We start from the raw sequence: 15,178 nt of genomic DNA on the forward strand, positions 1-15,178 counted from the left end.
GGGCGCGGCGCCCCGCCCGCGCACCGTCCTAGACTCCCGCCTCCTCCAGGAGGCCCCGCAGTCCGGACGCCGTCAGCGGGCCGGCGTGGGTCGCCACCGCCTCGCCCGAGCGCAGCAGGACCACGGTCGGCGCGCCCGTCACCCCGTAGCGCCGGGTCGTGGCCGGGCAGCGGGTGATGTCGGTGCGGACGGCCGTCAGCCGGGCGCCGTACTCCCGTGCCACCTCCGCGACGACGGCGTCCATCGCCCGGGAGGCCTCGACGGCCTTCGGCCAGGTGCCGGTGAAGTAGGCCAGCACCGGGATCCCCTCTGCCATGCCGGTGATGAAGTCGAATTCCCGGTCCTCCAGGGGCCGGTGTACCCCACGGGTCATGGGCGGTGTTCTCCTCCTCGCGATTCTGTTCGCCGCCCAGCCTAAGCGGCGCGGCACCGGGGCCCGTTGTCAGTGGCGCCTGTGATCCTGTGGGCATGGACCTCAGCACACCGCGCCGGAGGGTCTACGGCGCCGACCACGACGATCCCGATCCGGGCCCGCGCCCCGGCCACGCCTACGGCGAGCTCGTCGGCGGCCCCCTGGACGGGCTGCTCCTCGACGTCACCGGCTGGAGCCCCGCCCGGCTCGCCGAGGAAGCCCGCCTGCCCACCGAGATAGGCCGCTACGGGCCCGGCGGTCGCGCCCACTACCGGCGCCGCGCCGCCGACCCGGACCGCTGGGACTGGTCGGGGGACAGCCGGTAGGGGCCAGCCCGCCGGTTTCGCGCGAATCGCCCGGTTCGGAGATCATGAGACATCGCCTGGGGAAGGAAGTGGCCGTGGGGCACCTAGTCATGAGCACCGGCAGCATGCGCGAAGCGATGCGGCTGCTCACCGCCGTGGAGCGCACCCCCGAACAGGAGCGGACGCTCGTCACCGTCCGTGAGAAATGCCGGACCGTGGACGGGCGGCTGCACGGCCAGGGCATCGACCTCGACGTCTCCGTGGCCCAGGCCCTGGAGGAGCTTCTGGACGGCGCCGTCAGCGCGACGGAGGGCCCCGCCTACCACTACGCCCTGCATGCGCTGATCTCCTCGTACTTCTCCGACACCCACGACCTCGGGGACTGGCCGCGCCAGTCCTGGTTCTGGACGGTGGACGAGGAGCTGGCGCGCGTCGGCCTCCCGGCCCGCCTCGCCATCTCCCAGATCCTCATGTCCGGCCCGCCCGTCCGGCTGCCGCCCGCCGGCGACACCACCCCCTGGATGGGGACCTTCCCGACCGAGCTGGCCGCCGAGTTCGTCGCCGCGCACGAGGCGGTGCTGGACCGGGTGGACCCGGAGGTCCGGGAGACCGTCGAGGTCTTCCTCAAGGCCGTCCGCCTGGAGGCCGAGGAATGGGCGGCCGCCCGGGAGGACCGGCGTGCCCAGCAGGACACGATGTTCTTCTGGTGCGCCTGACGGCCCGCCTCCTGCCTTCCGTCGGCCGCCTCCTGCCCGCCCGGCGGCCGGGTCCCGCGCCCGTCCGGCGGCCTCCCGGAAAAATTCCTCGAGGAATTCTTCCGGGAGGCGTCGATCCGGGCCCGCCCCGTTCGACGCAGGGGTGAGAGGCGGGGAAAGCCCCCGCCCTCCCGACCGAGGAGTCACCATGCCGCGCTTCCTGACGCTCATCCGTATCAACGAGCAGGACCTCCCCCCGAAGGACTTCCCGCCGGAGTTCGAGCAGCGCATGGGCGCCCTCCTGGAGGAGGTCACCAAGGCCGGGGTCATGTTGGACACCGCCGGACTGCTCCCCACCGCCCAGGCCACCCGCCTCGACTGGTCCGCGGGGGCGATCAGCGTCACCGACGGCCCCTTCACCGAGACCAAGGAGGTCGTCGGCGGATACGCCCTCCTCCAGTGCAAGGACAAGGCCGAGGCCCTGGAGTGGACCAAGCGGTTCCTGGAGACCCACCCGACGTCCTGGCACGTCGGCGCCGAGGTCCGTGAGATCCAGGAGATGTGACCGGGGGCGGGAGGCGGCTCCGGCCGCCTCCCGTGCCGCGTTTGCACCGCCGGGGAGCGGCTGCTCTGATGGGTGCCCGTGACGGCAGTGACCACGGCCCGTGCGGTCGAGACGGTGTTCAGGATGGAGTCCGCGCGGATCATCGCCGGTGTCGCCCGGATCGTGCGGGACGTCGCCATCGCCGAAGAGCTCGCCCAGGACGCCCTGGTGGCCGCCCTCGAACAGTGGCCCGCCTCCGGGATCCCCGACCGGCCCGGTGCCTGGCTCATGGCCACCGCCAGGCACCGGGCCGTCGACCTCGTGCGCCGCAAGGAGACGTACGCCCGCAAGCTCGCCGAGGTCGGCCGCGCCCTGGAGGACGTACCGCCGCCGCCCGAGCCCGCCGAGCCGGACGACATCGACGACGACCTGCTCCGGCTCGTGTTCACCGCCTGCCACCCGGTCCTCGCGACCGAGGCCAGGATCGCGCTGACCCTGCGCCTGGTGGGCGGGCTCACCACCGGGGAGATCGCCCGCGCCTTCCTGGCCTCCGAACCCACCGTCGCCCAGCGCGTCGTCCGGGCCAAGCGGGCCCTGGCCAAGGCCGGTGTCCCCTTCGAGGTCCCGTACGGTGCCGACCGCGAGCAGCGCCTGGCCTCCGTCCTGGAGGTCATCTACCTGATCTTCAACGAGGGCTACTCCGCCACCGCCGGCGACGACCTCCTGCGCCCCGCCCTCTGCGAGGACGCCCTGCGCCTGGCCCGGCAGCTCACCGCGCTGATGCCGGACGAGCCCGAGGTGCACGGCCTCGCCGCCCTGCTGGAGTTCCAGGCCTCCCGCACCGCCGCCCGCACCGGCCCCGACGGCGAACCGGTCCTGCTCGCCGACCAGAACCGGTCCCGGTGGAACCGGCTCCTGATCCACCGCGGAGTCGACGCCCTGCGGCGCGCCGGCACCGGGCCCTATTCCCTCCAGGCCGCCATCGCCGGCTGCCACGCGGCGGCCGTCCGCTACGAGGACACCGACTGGGCGGCCATCGCCGCCCTCTACGGGCGCCTCGTACAGCTGGTCCCCTCACCTGTGGTCGAACTGAACCGGGCCGTCGCCGTCTCCATGGCCGAGGGCCCCGAGGTGGCCCTGCCGCTGGTCGACGCCCTGGCGGGGGAGCCCGCCCTGCGCTCCTACCACCTGCTGCCGAGCGTACGGGGGGACCTGCTGGAGCGGCTCGGGCGCGCGGAGGAGGCCCGCGCCGAGTTCGGGAGGGCGGCCTCCCTCACCCGCAACGCCCGCGAACGGGACCTGCTGCTCGCCCGGGCCGCCGCCCTCCCCGGCGTCAGCCCCTGACCCCCGCGGCCCGCGCCCGGTCGGGCTCGGGCCGCCGGGGGGCCGTCAGCCCGACGGGCCTGCGGAACCCGCCCGTGCGGGCCACGCTCTGCACCGTCCGGCGCAGCGCCTCCTGGAAGTCGTCCATCGTGCGCCGCGCCGCCGGGGTGTCCACGTACAGGGAGTTCATGTGCAGCCCGTCCGCGTCCCGCTGGAACCACGAGCAGGTCCCGTTGCCCGTCGCCGACCACACGTGCGTGGTCGGCCGCCACTCCTCGTGCCGCTCGGCACCCGGACAGCGGCGCATGTCGATGTACGAGAAGAAGTTCACCGCGTACGGCCAGGAGCGCAGGGCGAACTCCTCCGGGGCCAGCAGCTCCCAGGCCCGGACGAACGGCACGTCCAGGTGCCGCATCATCTCCCGGAACCCCTCCCCGACCCCGGCCACCACCTGGGCGAAGTCCTTGCCGGGAGAGGCGTCGAACTCGATCGGCAGCGTGTTGACGAACCACCCCACCGAGTTGGCCCACGTCTCGCGGCCGCGCTCGCTGACCGGCATGAACCCCCGGTAGACCCCGGGACCGCCGGCCTCGCGCAGGCACACGGCGACGGAGGCCAGCAGCCCCATGAAGGGCTTGCCGCCCGTCTCCCGGCACACCTTCTCGAACACCTCGGCCTCCGCGGCGTCCAGCAGCCAGGACGCCTCGTTGACGATCGGGTACATGCGCCCCGGCTCGACGCCCAGGTCCAGCGGGCAGCGGGGGAAGAACTCCCCGTTGCGCTCGATGAACGACTTCCAGTAGCCGAGGCGCTCGTCGTCCGCGCCGAAGGAGAGGTAGCGGCGGCGCTGCTCGTCGGCGAAGTCGAGATAGCTCGGCGCCGGCGGCAGTTCGGGCTCCTCGCCGCGCAGCAGCGCCTCGTACGAGGTGAGCACCTGGTGGGCGACGACCGGCATCGACATGCCGTCGCAGACGATGTGGTCGAACGCGAGGTACACGGTCGCGGAGTCGGGGCGGACCACGGCACCCATCACGAACAGCGGCCAGGACAGGGTGTCGATGCTCCGCTGGAACCGCTCCGAGAGGAACGCCCCCAGCCGGTCGGCCGATCCGTGCGCGGCGACCTCCTCGGCCTCCAGGGCGAGTTCGTCCGCCGACAGGGGAGCGCAGGACACCTCCCCGGCCAGCCGCAGGAACTCGCACCGCAGCACCTCGTGCCGCTGGACGAAGCCCAGCAGGGCCCGTGCCAGCGCCGGTTCGTCCAGGGCGCCCTCGACCTCGAAGGTGACGGCCACCCACGAGGCGACCCGGTCGCCGTCGGCGCGGCTCTCCTCGGCGACGGTGAAGTGCTTGTCCTGGTTGAACGAAGCCCTCCGGTCCGCCGCGCCCGGAGCGGTCGTGGAGCGCAACCGCCACTCGACCAGGCGCCCCGGTGCCACGTGGTGCATCTCCAGCGGAAACTGCCGCATTCACGCCATCCCTTCGTCCCCCGAATCAGCCCCGAGCGCCTAACGACACCCGGACCGCGGAAGTGACGCCCTCGCCCCCGCTCCCCTCCGCGGCACGGTCCGGCGGCCGGTCAGGGCGGCCCGGCGGCCCTCCCCAGCCGGGCCCAGAGGTCCAGCAGGAGCCGGACGGCGCGCGAGGCGGAGGCGAGCTCCCAGGAGCGGCCGGTGCCGGACCACCGGTCCAGGAGGCGCGCCAGGGCGGAGTCGCAGAAGGTGACGCGGGCCGCTTCGAGCACGAGGCGGCGGGCGCCGAGGGCGGCGCCGTCGTCGAGGAGGGCCCGCAGGGGGAGACAGCCGTGGTGGTCGAACTCCCCGGCCAGGCCGACGGAGAGGACCCCGCCGTCGAGGCAGGAGAGGATGCGGGGAGCCGGCGGACCGGCCGGCTCCGTCGGGAGGCCGGGTGGGGGCGGGGCAGCCGGGAAACCCCGGGGCGGGAGGGCCCGCAGGGCCCGGAGGGGGGTGCCGGCCAGGAGCGGCAGGGGGCCGTCTATCGGGTCTATGGGGGTGTTCACGCCCCTCCAACGGGCCGTCCCCCGGCCGGGAACCGGTGCGGGGGCGCACTTCACCCGCGTGGCGGCGGAACCGTCCGGCCCGGCGGAAGCTGGTGGCTGCGGCGCTGCTCCGGCGTCGGTGGGTGCAGGACGCGCCCCGCCGCCAGGCGCAGCAGCGGCCCGGCGCCGTCCGGGGCGGCCGGGGTCCACAGGCGGACGGTGCGGTCACGCGAGGAGGTGGCGATGCGGCTGCCGTCGGGGGACCAGGTCAGCCCGTTGACCCAGTCGGCGTGCAGCCCGACGACGGCGACGGGCCCGGCCGCGACCGGGTCCCACAGCCGCACCGTCCGGTCGCGGGAGACGGACGCGAGCCGGGTGCCGTCCGGGGACCAGGCGACGCACTGGACCCGGTCGTCGTGCCCGGCCAGCACGGCGAGCGCCCCGGTCGGCCCGCCGGCCTCGGGGTCCCACAGGCGGACGGTGCGGTCCCGGGACCCGGTCGCCAGCCGGTGCCCGTCCGGCGACCACGCCACCTCCCACACCTGGTCGTCGTGTCCCTCCAGGGTCCGCAGCCGCTCGCCCGTCCGGGCGTCCCAGACGATGACCGTCCGGTCCGTCCCGCAGGTGGCCAGCAGCCTGCCGTCCGGCGACCAGTCGGCCCCCGTGACCCAGTCCCCGTGGCCGCGCAGCACCCGGGTGGGCCCCCGGCCGTCCGCGTCCCTGATGTGGACGAGGCCGTCGCGCGCGGCCGTCGCCAGCCGGGTGCCGTCCGGGGACCAGCACACCGCCGACACCTCCGCGCCGTGTCCGCCCGGCAGTTCGGCCGCGGGGGTCCCGTCGCGCAGCCACAGCGCGGCCATGCCGTCGCGGCGGCCCACCGCGAGCCGCGACCCGTCCGGGGCCCAGGAGAGGTCCCCGCACTGCCCGGTCTCCAGCACCTGCGCGGGCCCGAACTCCGGGGCGTGCCACAGCCGTACGGTCCCGTCCTCCGAGGCGCTGGCCACGCAGCCGCCGTCCGGAGACCAGGCCGTCTGCCACACCGATTCGGTGTGCCCGTGCAGCACGGTGGGCGGCGCGGCCGGCTCCCAGACGGCCAGCATCCCGTCCTCGGACGCGGTGGCCAGCCGACGCCCGTCGGGGGTCCAGTCGATCGCGTGCACGGTGTCCAGGTGCCCGGTGAGCCAGAGGGCCGGGCCCTCCCCGCCGGTTCCGGCCGCGGCCTCCAGGTCCCAGATCCGGACGTTGCGGTGCCGGTCGCCTGCGGCGAGCCGGGTCCCGTCCGGGGACCACGCCAGGCAGTCGACCCCGTCCATGCTCGACAGGACGCGCACCGCCCGGCCCGTGGCCGCGTCCCGCAGCACCACGGTGCGGTCCGCGGCAGCGGAGGCCAGCAGGGCGCCGTCGGGGGACCAGCACAGGGACGTCACGGCACCCCCATGGGCGGCGCCGGCCGTCACGGGCCCGCCACCGGCCGCCGTCCAGATCCGTACGGCCCCGTCCTCCCCGGCGGCGGCGATCCGCGCGCCGTCGGGCGACCAGGCCGCGCTCCCCAGTGCCCCCGGCGGGGCCTCCAGCGTGCCGGCCGGGGCGAACGGGGCGGTGTCCCACAGCCGCAGCCCCCCGCCGGACCCGGCCGACACCAGCCGGCGGCCGTCCGGGGAGAACGCCAGCGCGGCGGGCCCCTCGCAGCGCCCGCCCTCGGCGCCGGGCTGCCGCAGCACGGCCACCGGCCGCCAGGCGGCGGTGTCCCAGACGGTGAGCCGGGCGTCCCGGCCGACGCAGGCCAGCAGGGCGCCGTCGGGCGACCAGGCCACCGTACGGGGCGCCTCGCCCGGCACGTCGAGGACGACCGGCGCCGCCTCCCCGGGCCCGTCCGCGTCCTGCGGACCCTCCTCCAGGCCGTGCGCCGTCCAGACCCGCACCCGGCCGTCCCCCGAACAGGCGGCGAGCCGCGCCCCGTCGGGCGACCAGGCCGCGCCGGTCACCGCCGCGCCGAAGCCGCCGCGCACCGCCCGCAGCAGGGACCCGTCCAGCGCGGTCCGCAGCGCCTGGAGGGCGGCCGGGGTCGGAGCCCACTCGGTGACCGCCGCGAGGGCGACCGCGACGGCCGTCTCCGGCTCGCGGCTCTCCAGCACCCGCGCCGCCACCGCGTCCGCCGTCCGTGCCCGGGCCGCCCCGTCCGCCCGGGCGCTGCGCTCCACGTACTCCGCCACCAGCGCCGACACCTCCAGCCCGGCGGGGGCGTGCTCCTGCCAGGCAAGGGCTGCCGCCAGCCGCTCCCCGGTCAGCAGGAAGGCCTCGCCCCGGCCCGCGAACTCCCACTCCTGGGCCCAGCGTTCCCACGTGCCGCGCCGCCGCAGCTGTTCCACGTGCTCCTCGACGGCCCGCCGCAGGGGCGGCCAGCGGCGCAGCAGCGCCTCGTGGGCCAGGTCGAGGACCCCCGCGTCGGAGGTCAGGAGCCGGCCGGCGACGAAGGCGTCGGCGATCTCCCTTTCGGCGGGCGCCAGTTCGGACCGGGCCACGCGCCTGCGGACGGGTTCCTCGCGCTGCACGGTGACCAGCCGCAGCAGGGTCCGCACCACCGGGTCCGGATCCTGCGTCCCGCCCCCGCCGGCGCCCAGCAGCTCGGCGCGGATCCGGTCGGCCTGCCCGACGAGCGCCCCCGAGACCCCGCCGACCTGCCGGTAGTGGGCGTACCCGATCACCGATCCGGGGCCGCCCGCAAGCCGGTACAGCTCCTGGAGGGTGTAGGCGAGCAGGGGCAGCGCGTCGCCGCCCCCGCAGTCGTCGACGATCCGGGACACCAGGCCCGCCTCGAAGGAGACCCCGGCGGCCGCGCCCGGCCGGGCCACGACCTCGTGCAGCGCCTCCCGCTCCAGGGTGCCGATCACCACCGGGTCCCGTACGAGGAAAGCCAGTTCGGCCTCCAGGAACCCGGTCAGGAAGTCCGAGCGCAGGGTGCCCACCAGCCACAGCCTCGGCTGCCGTGCCAGCTCCTCCCGCACGGCGGCGGCGAACGCGGCCCGCTCGCGCGGCCCCGACAGGATCAGCAGCTCCTCCAGTTGGTCCACCACCAGCACCCGCGGCCGCCCGTCGGCCGCCGGGCCGTCCAGGGCCCGCCGCAGCGCGCCGACCGGGTCGGTGCCGGGGGTGAGGGGCGGGTACGCGGTCCAGCGCGTGCGGCGCCCGGTCAGCGCGGGCAGCAGCCCGGCACGGACCAGTGAGGACTTGCCGGAGCCGGAGGGCCCGACCACCGTCACGAACCGGTGCGCCCGGGCCGGCGCCGCCGGGTGCAGCCGGGCCACGAGCGCGGCGGTCTCCCGCTCCCGCCCGAAGAACACGGCCGCGTCCTCCTCCCCGAAGGCCTCCAGTCCCGGGTACGGCGGCTGCCCGGCCGTCCACGCCACGGGGGCCGTCACCGGCCGCCGCTCCAGCCAGCGCAGCCACAACTGGCCGCCGACCAGGGCGAGGAGCCCGACCCCCACGAGGGGTATCGACCACTGGCGCAGCAGCCGCAGCGGGAGCGGCACCTCGCCCTCCACACTGGTGGCGTAGTTGGTCGCGATCCCGAGCAGGGCGCCGACCAGCATGAGGAGGACGTCGAGAACCAGTGCGAGCGGTCGTCGTTGCATGAGGTCAGAACCTAGTCGCGACACCCCTCGTCCGCGACCGCCGTCCGCGGACCCGCCTTCGGCGGGGCGGATCCGCCGACCGCCCCGCCCGATGGCCGGAGCCGGTCAGACCCGGGCGGCGTCCCGCACGCCGACGGCGACATGACGCGCTCGACGGTCTCCCGCTGTTCGCCGACCGGGGTCACGGTGTGTCACGGGCCGGTGGGCGGCCGGGTGGCCGGTTCCGGGCGCCCGGTGCCCCGGCCCGCGGGCATCAGCTGGCCGGTGGCGGCCAGCGCGAGGCGGGAGAACAGGGTTCCCGAGAAGCCGAAGAGGAGGGCGATGGCCAGGGAGATGGGCTGGGCGGGGGAGCCCCAGGAGTTGTCCAGGAACACCTGGCCCAGCAGGTTCAGTTCGGGGTCCGCGAGCATCCTCACGAGCAGCAGCCCGCCCGGCGCCGCCAGCGCCCCGCCGACCGGCGCCAGCACGAGGACGCCCCAGGAGGCGGGCCGCTGGGCGCGCAGGACGCCGATCAGCGGGGACAGGAACCCGCCCAGGCCGCCCAGCAGCAGCGAGAGACGGTGGTCGAGGACCAGCCCGATCAGCAGCACCGCCCCGATGCCGATGAGCGCCAGCCACAGCGCGATGCGCTGGAGCTCGTACTCACGCTCGAAGGCGGCGTCCTCGCGCTCGGCCAGCCGCTCGGTGACGGCGATCAGCGCGGCCCGCGCGTCGGCCGGCCCGCCGGTGTGCGCGGCGAGCTCCTTCGCGAGGGCCGCGCCGTCGGGCTCCCCGCCCTCCTCCAGCCGCAGTCGCAGCGCCCGGGCGCGCAGGGCGGTCTCCTCCGGGCCCTCCAGGCGCATCAGCTGTGCCTCGGCCTCGTGCAACACCCTCCAGGCCGCGGCCAGTTTGGACAGCGGGATGGCCACCACCCAGCGCCGGGGCAGCAGCCGCCAGGCGACCTGCCCGTTGCGTTCCAGGCGGTCCAGCCGGTCGGTGACCGTCTTCAGCGCGGCGGTCGTGACGGCCGCGTCCGCCCCGTCCCGGGCAGCGGACGCCGCGCACACCGCCGCCCGTGCCCGGCAGCCATGCAGGCGCGCCTGGAGCATCCGGTAGCGAGGGGCCGCGATCAGCCCGCGACTGGTGATGTAGACGACCACGAGGTAGCAGGCGCAGACCAGCCACAGCGCCCAGCGCCCCTCGCCGACCACGTATTCGACGAACACCCCGGCCCCCTCCGCCGCCGCCCCGGCCGCCGGCTCCATGCTCCTACGCGGCGGGGCCCTCTGTCCCGTGTTCGGCGCCCTCGGCCACCGAGGTCCGCAGGGCCTCCACGAGGGCGGTCGCGTACGGCTGCGGGGAGCGCAGGGGAGCGGCGACGCCGAGGTGGCGGGCCGGACGGGGCGGTGCGAGTGGGACCACGGCGGTGCCGGGCGGCGGGGCCAGGGCGATGTGCGGGACGAGCGCGACGCCGACACCGGCGCCGACCAGGGTCTGTGCGAAGAAGTAGTCGGTGGTGGACGCGGCGGTGCGCAGCTCGAACCCGGCCCGGTCCGCGTAGCGGCGCAGGAAGGCCTGCGTCTTGAGGCACCCCATGACCCAGCGGTCGGCCGCCAGCTCGGCCGGTTCGACCGCCGCCCGCCCGGCCAGCCGGTGTCCGGCCGGCAGAACCGCGTACAGGGGGTCCTCCAGCAGCGGGAGCCAGGACAGCCCGGCCCCCCAGGGGAGCGGGCCGTCGAAGTGGTAGGCCAGCGCCAGGTCCGCGGCCCCGGCCCGGACCATCGGCAGCGAGGCCTCGGGCTCGGCCTCCAGGACCGTCAGCTCCACCTCGGGATGCGCGGCGACGAAAGCGGCCAGCGCCGCCGGCAGCAGGTGGCGGCCCCCGCTGGTGAAGGTGGCGACCGTCAGGCGCGGGCGGCCGGCGGCCAGCCGGTCGATCCGCGCGCGGACCAGGTCCAGCTCGGCCGTGATGGTCTCGGCCGTCTCCACCAGCAGGCGGCCCGCCTCGGTGAGGGTGACCCCGCGGGTGCTGCGCTCCGCCACCGGGTGGCCGAGGCCGCGCTCCAGCGCGGCGATGTGCTGGGAGACCGCCGAGGGGGTCAGCCGCAGGGCCGCGGCGGCCCGGTTGAAGCTGCCGTGGTCCGCCACGGCCCGCAGGACGCGCAGCCGGTGCACATCGATCAAGGGTGTTCCTCGGGTCCGGTCGGAAGGGGGCGGGCGGTCGCGCTGGGACCCTACAGCGGCGGGGCCGCGACCCGGGACGGCGGTGGGGCGTTCAGCGCTCCCCGCCGCCCGGATGCCGCTCCAGCGGCGCGGCTACTGCCGAGTTGCTCACACTGAAAGTGACGCTGCCGGCCCGGTAGCGGTCGTCGGACCACTCGATCGGGCGGCCCGTACGGGTGGCCGAGACATGACGTTGGCGCAGCAGCGGGCTCCCGCGCCGGATCTCCAGCAGCCGGGCGTCCTCGCTGCCCGCCGGGAGAGCGTCGATCAGGTGCTCGCCGTAGTGGGCGACGATCCCGGAGTCGGCCGCCAGGCAGTCCATCACCGAGCGGCAGTCCTCCGGCATGGCCTCGACGGCCGCCGCGACCCAGTCGGCGTACGCGGTCCGCTCCACCATGGTGGGCTCACCGTCCAGCAGGCGCAGCCGCAGCACGGCCAGGATCTCCGTCCCCGGCGCCAGCACCAGCCGCTGCGCCTCCTCCGCCGTCGCGGGCCGCCGGGTCCGCGACAGGAAGCGGCTGCGGGCCTCGTGGCCGACCCCCTCGGCCCACTGCGCGAAGCTGTTCAGCTCGCCGAAACTGTGCCGGCGCTCATGGCGCAGGACGATCCTGCGGGCCCCCTGGCTGGAGCCGACGAGCCCCTCGGCGGCCAGCGTGGCCACGGCCTGGCGGACCGTGCCGCGCGAGGCGGACCAGCGGGCCGCCAGATCGCTCTCCGACGGCAGCCGGGAGCCCACCGGGTAGGCGCCGGACACGATCGCCCGGCGCAGCTCCTCCGCGATCTCCAGATACCGGACCGTGCCCATGCCGTTCGCCCCCGCTCGCCGTGTGCGGGTCCTCCCGCACCGCCACTCATGATCATCCCAGCGGGTTCTGTCACGACTTCTTTCGGTCATTCTCGTGTTTTCTCCGAGCCGTGCCCCCCGGTCCAGGCGCCGTTCACCGCCCGTACAGCCGGCCCGGGCGAACTGGGGCCAACTTGTTCAGACAAGTGACGCCTGGCAAGTGATCCCCCCTTCGTCTCCGGGAGAGACCGTGTTCCGTTCCTCCGCCCGTCGCGGTGCGGCCGTCCTGCTCAGCGCCGCCGCCCTCGCCACGCTCGGCGCGTGTGGCGCCGCCCCCGACCAGCCCGCCGCCGGCGGCGACGCCAAGGGCAAGGCCCAGCCGGCCACCGCCGCCTCCGCGGCCGACCTCGGCGGCATGGACGCCCTCGTCGCGGCCGCCGAGAAGGAGGGCCAGCTCAACGTGATCGCCCTGCCGCCGGACTGGGCGAACTACGGCGAGATGGTCAAGGCCTTCCAGGCCAAGTACCCGAAGGTCAAGGTCTCCAGCGAGAACCCGGACGCCACCAGCGCCGACGAGATCGCCGCCGTCAAGTCCCGCAAGGGCCAGAAGCGCGCCCCCGACGTCCTCGACCTCGGCATCGCCTTCGCCCGCAGCGGAGCCGGCGAGAACCTCTTCGCCCCCTACCGGGTCACCGCCTGGGACAAGATCCCCGCCTCCCAGAAGGACGCCGACGCCCGCTGGTACAACGACTACGGCGGCTACGTCTCCATCGGCTGCGACGCCGCGAAGATCCCCGCCTGCCCGCAGACCTTCGCCGACCTGCTCAAGCCGGAGTACAAGGGCAAGGTCGCCCTCAACGGCAACCCGACCAAGTCCGGCTCCGCCTTCGGCGGCGTCTTTGCGGCCGCCCTCGCCGGCAAGGGCTCCTTCGCCGACATCCAGCCCGGCATCGACTTCTTCGGCCAGCTCCGCAAGAGCGGCAACTTCATCCCCGTCGAGTCCACCCCGGCCACCGTCGAGAAGGGCGAGACCCCCATCTCGATCGACTGGGACTACCTCAACGCCGGCTACGCCGAGCAGTTCAAGGACAAGGGCGTCGACTGGAAGACCGTCGTCCCCGCCGACGGCGTCTACGCCCAGTTCTACTCCCAGGCCATCAACAAGGACGCCCCCAACCCGGCGGCCGCCCGCCTGTGGATGGAGTTCCTCTACAGCACCGAGGGCCAGAACATCTGGCTCAAGGGCCACGCCCGCCCCGTCCTGCTCCCGAACATGACCCAGGACGGCACCGCCGACAAGGACGCCGTCACCAAGCTTCCCCAGGTCCAGGGCACCCCGTCCTTCCCGGCCTCGACCGAGCTCGACAAGGCCAAGGCCGTCCTCGCCGAGAAGTGGGACAAGGCCCTCAGCTGATGTCCGCACCCACCACCACCCCTCACACGGAGGGACCCGCCGGCGGCACCACCATCCGCCGCCGGCGGCGCGGCCCGCGCACCTGGCTCGCCGCCCTCCCCCTCCTCGTCTTCACCGGGCTCTGCTTCGGTATCCCCCTCGGCGCCATCGCCTTCGGCGCGGTCACCCGCACCGACCCCGCCGGCGGCGCCACCCGGGTCACCGGCGAGCACCTGGCCCGCTCCCTCCAGGGCCCCTACCTGGGCTCCCTGGTGGGCAGCGTCCAGCTCTCCGCGCTGACCGCCCTGCTCGCCACGCTCCTCGGCGTCCTGAGCGCCCAGGCGCTGGTCACCTCCCGCTCCACCGCCCTGCGCTCGGCGGCCCTCACCGCCTCCGGTGTCCTCGCCAACTTCGGCGGGGTCCCGCTGGCCTTCGCGTTCATCGCCACCGCCGGCATCTCCGGCGTGGTCACCCAGCTCGCCGACCTGACCGGCCTGGGCTGGGACCTGTACTCCTTCACCGGCCTCACCGTGGTCTACCTGTACTTCCTGATCCCGCTGATGGTGCTGGTCACCGTCCCCGCGCTGGACGGGCTGCGCCCCCAGTGGCGCGAGGCCGCCCAGAACAACGGGGCCACCGGACGGCAGTTCTGGCGCCACGTCGGCCTGCCGGTGCTCGCGCCGTCCCTGCTCGGCGGGTTCGTCCTGCTCTTCGGCACCGCCTTCGCGGCCCACGCGACCGCCGCGGCCCTCGTCGGCGGCTCCGTACCGCTGGTCACCCTGAAGATCGCGGACGCCCTTTCCGGCAACGTGCTCACCGGCCAGGAGAACGTGGCGCTCGCCCTCGGCCTCGACATGATCCTGATCGCCGGCCTGGTCATGGCGGTCTACCTGCCCCTCCAGCGACGGAGCGCCCGATGGCTGCGATGACCGAGACCGCCGAGACCGCCGACGCCGCCGACACCGTGACGGCCGCCCCGAAGGCGCGGCCGGCCGGCGCCGAAGGAGCGGCCCCGGGGCGGGACACCGCCCGGGCGCGGAAGGCGGCCCGCCCCCGCCCCCGGGTGTGGCGCGGCGCCGTGCTCGCCCTGGCCGGCGCGTACTTCCTGCTCCCGCTTCTCGCCTCCTTCGTGTTCACCGTGCACGTCCCCGGCCAGGGCCTCACCTTCGAGGCGTACACCGAACTGCTCGGCGCCGACGGGTTCGCCCAGAGCCTGCTGCTCTCCCTGGGCCTGGCTGCCGCCACCATCGCCCTGTCCCTGCTGCTGGCCGTGCCCGCACTGATCGCCGTGCGGATCGGCTCGCCCCGGCTGCGGCCCGTGGTGGAGGTGGTGTGCATGCTGCCGCTGGTGGTCCCGCCCATCGCCCTGGTCACCGGCATCACCACCGTGCTCCGCTGGGGACCCGAGCACCTGTCGCGGACCCCGCTCTACCAGACCTTCATCGCCGTGCAGGACGAGCGCTTCCCCGTCGTCCTGGTCCTCGCCTACACCGTGCTCGCGCTGCCCTTCGTCCACCGCTCGCTCGACGCGGGCCTGCGCGCCGTGGACGTCCCGACCCTCGTCGAGGCCGCCCGCAGCTGCGGCGCGAGCTGGCCGTACGTGGTGGGGCGGGTGCTGCTGCCGAACCTGCGGACTTCCCTCGCCGGGGCGGCCTTCCTCACCCTGGCGCTGGTGCTGGGCGAGTTCACCATCGCCTCCCTGCTGGGCTTCCGGCCCTTCGCGGTGTGGATCGTCTCCGTCTCCGGCGCCCAGGCCCGGATGTCGGTGGCCGTCTCCATCCTCAGCCTCCTCGTCACCTGGCTGCTGCTGCTCGTCCTCTCGCGGGCCGGAACCGCGCCGTCCACCACGGCCTCCGCCCCCGCCACCTCCCGCAAGGAGTCCTGACCCGC

Annotated in this window: 14 protein-coding genes; 7 read left to right on the forward strand and 7 right to left on the reverse strand. The window is 75.3% G+C overall.

What is annotated here, in order from left to right; translation table 11 throughout:
- Positions 1-28: 28 nt before the first annotated feature.
- Positions 29-373, reverse strand: coding sequence for a thioredoxin family protein (locus ACFY15_RS18775; RefSeq protein WP_390686498.1), 345 nt, complete (start codon positions 371-373; stop codon positions 29-31).
- 95 nt (positions 374-468) lie between these two features.
- Between ACFY15_RS18775 and ACFY15_RS18780 the strand changes: the two genes are divergently transcribed.
- From ACFY15_RS18780 to ACFY15_RS18795, 4 genes are all read left to right on the forward strand, one after another.
- A complete protein-coding gene (locus tag ACFY15_RS18780; protein WP_042813840.1) occupies positions 469-738 on the forward strand; it encodes a hypothetical protein in 270 nt (89 codons plus the stop codon).
- An 89-nt stretch (positions 739-827) separates the two neighbouring features.
- A complete protein-coding gene (locus ACFY15_RS18785; protein WP_390686497.1) occupies positions 828-1,433 on the forward strand; it encodes a hypothetical protein in 606 nt (201 codons plus the stop codon).
- A 187-nt stretch (positions 1,434-1,620) separates the two neighbouring features.
- The gene (locus ACFY15_RS18790) at positions 1,621-1,977 is read left to right on the forward strand and encodes a YciI family protein (protein WP_390686496.1); all 357 of its coding nucleotides are present in this window, start codon (positions 1,621-1,623) and stop codon (positions 1,975-1,977) included.
- Between the two features lie 87 nt (positions 1,978-2,064).
- Positions 2,065-3,300 carry an RNA polymerase sigma factor gene (locus ACFY15_RS18795; protein ID WP_390686718.1) on the forward strand — a complete coding sequence of 412 codons (1,236 nt, stop codon included), beginning with the start codon at positions 2,065-2,067 and terminating at the stop codon, positions 3,298-3,300.
- Here ACFY15_RS18795 and ACFY15_RS18800 read toward each other — a convergent pair.
- The 6 genes from ACFY15_RS18800 to ACFY15_RS18825 all read right to left on the reverse strand — a co-directional run bounded on the left by ACFY15_RS18800 (position 3,290) and on the right by ACFY15_RS18825 (position 11,916).
- Positions 3,290-4,747 (reverse strand): condensation domain-containing protein, encoded by a 1,458-nt coding sequence (locus ACFY15_RS18800; RefSeq protein WP_390686495.1) that lies wholly within the window; start codon positions 4,745-4,747, stop codon positions 3,290-3,292. The two genes, ACFY15_RS18795 and ACFY15_RS18800, sit on opposite strands and share 11 nt — an antisense overlap.
- A gap of 110 nt (positions 4,748-4,857) precedes the next feature.
- Positions 4,858-5,298, reverse strand: coding sequence for an STAS domain-containing protein (locus tag ACFY15_RS18805; RefSeq protein ID WP_390825802.1), 441 nt, complete (start codon positions 5,296-5,298; stop codon positions 4,858-4,860).
- Positions 5,299-5,348: 50 nt separating this feature from the next.
- Entirely contained in the window at positions 5,349-8,909 is a 3,561-nt protein-coding gene (locus tag ACFY15_RS18810; protein WP_390686493.1) for an AAA family ATPase, read from the reverse strand.
- 191 nt (positions 8,910-9,100) lie between these two features.
- Entirely contained in the window at positions 9,101-10,153 is a 1,053-nt protein-coding gene (locus ACFY15_RS18815) for a hypothetical protein (protein ID WP_390686492.1), read from the reverse strand.
- A gap of 4 nt (positions 10,154-10,157) precedes the next feature.
- Positions 10,158-11,072 carry a LysR family transcriptional regulator gene (locus ACFY15_RS18820; protein WP_390686491.1) on the reverse strand — a complete coding sequence of 305 codons (915 nt, stop codon included), beginning with the start codon at positions 11,070-11,072 and terminating at the stop codon, positions 10,158-10,160.
- A 91-nt stretch (positions 11,073-11,163) separates the two neighbouring features.
- Positions 11,164-11,916, reverse strand: a complete 753-nt coding sequence (locus ACFY15_RS18825) for a GntR family transcriptional regulator (RefSeq protein ID WP_390686490.1) — start codon at positions 11,914-11,916, stop codon at positions 11,164-11,166.
- Between the two features lie 229 nt (positions 11,917-12,145).
- On the opposite strand from ACFY15_RS18825, the gene ACFY15_RS18830 reads away from it, so the two are divergent.
- The 3 genes from ACFY15_RS18830 to ACFY15_RS18840 are packed head-to-tail and all read left to right on the forward strand — an operon-like array spanning position 12,146 to position 15,173.
- Positions 12,146-13,309, forward strand: coding sequence for an ABC transporter substrate-binding protein (locus ACFY15_RS18830; RefSeq protein ID WP_390686489.1), 1,164 nt, complete (start codon positions 12,146-12,148; stop codon positions 13,307-13,309).
- Positions 13,309-14,217, forward strand: coding sequence for an ABC transporter permease (locus ACFY15_RS18835; RefSeq protein WP_390825803.1), 909 nt, complete (start codon positions 13,309-13,311; stop codon positions 14,215-14,217). Before ACFY15_RS18830 ends, ACFY15_RS18835 begins: the two co-directional genes overlap by 1 nt.
- Entirely contained in the window at positions 14,205-15,173 is a 969-nt protein-coding gene (locus tag ACFY15_RS18840; RefSeq protein WP_390686487.1) for an ABC transporter permease, read from the forward strand. The genes ACFY15_RS18835 and ACFY15_RS18840 overlap by 13 nt, the downstream gene beginning before the upstream one ends.
- Positions 15,174-15,178 lie beyond the last annotated feature (5 nt).

This window comes from Streptomyces sp. NPDC001373 (assembly GCF_042895815.1).
In the GTDB taxonomy this organism is placed as follows: Bacteria; Actinomycetota; Actinomycetes; order Streptomycetales; family Streptomycetaceae; genus Streptomyces.

Bases quoted from the DNA above. Each gene is read 5' to 3' on its own strand.
- ACFY15_RS18775 (WP_390686498.1), bottom strand. From the start codon at position 373: ATGACCCGTGGGGTACACCGGCCCCTGGAGGACCGGGAATTCGACTTC.
- ACFY15_RS18780 (WP_042813840.1), top strand. From the start codon at position 469: ATGGACCTCAGCACACCGCGCCGGAGGGTCTACGGCGCCGACCACGAC.
- ACFY15_RS18785 (WP_390686497.1), top strand. From the start codon at position 828: ATGAGCACCGGCAGCATGCGCGAAGCGATGCGGCTGCTCACCGCCGTG.
- ACFY15_RS18790 (WP_390686496.1), top strand. From the start codon at position 1,621: ATGCCGCGCTTCCTGACGCTCATCCGTATCAACGAGCAGGACCTCCCC.
- ACFY15_RS18800 (WP_390686495.1), bottom strand. From the start codon at position 4,747: ATGCGGCAGTTTCCGCTGGAGATGCACCACGTGGCACCGGGGCGCCTG.
- ACFY15_RS18810 (WP_390686493.1), bottom strand. From the start codon at position 8,909: ATGCAACGACGACCGCTCGCACTGGTTCTCGACGTCCTCCTCATGCTG.
- ACFY15_RS18815 (WP_390686492.1), bottom strand. From the start codon at position 10,153: ATGGAGCCGGCGGCCGGGGCGGCGGCGGAGGGGGCCGGGGTGTTCGTC.
- ACFY15_RS18825 (WP_390686490.1), bottom strand. From the start codon at position 11,916: ATGGGCACGGTCCGGTATCTGGAGATCGCGGAGGAGCTGCGCCGGGCG.
- ACFY15_RS18835 (WP_390825803.1), top strand. From the start codon at position 13,309: ATGTCCGCACCCACCACCACCCCTCACACGGAGGGACCCGCCGGCGGC.
- ACFY15_RS18840 (WP_390686487.1), top strand. From the start codon at position 14,205: ATGGCTGCGATGACCGAGACCGCCGAGACCGCCGACGCCGCCGACACC.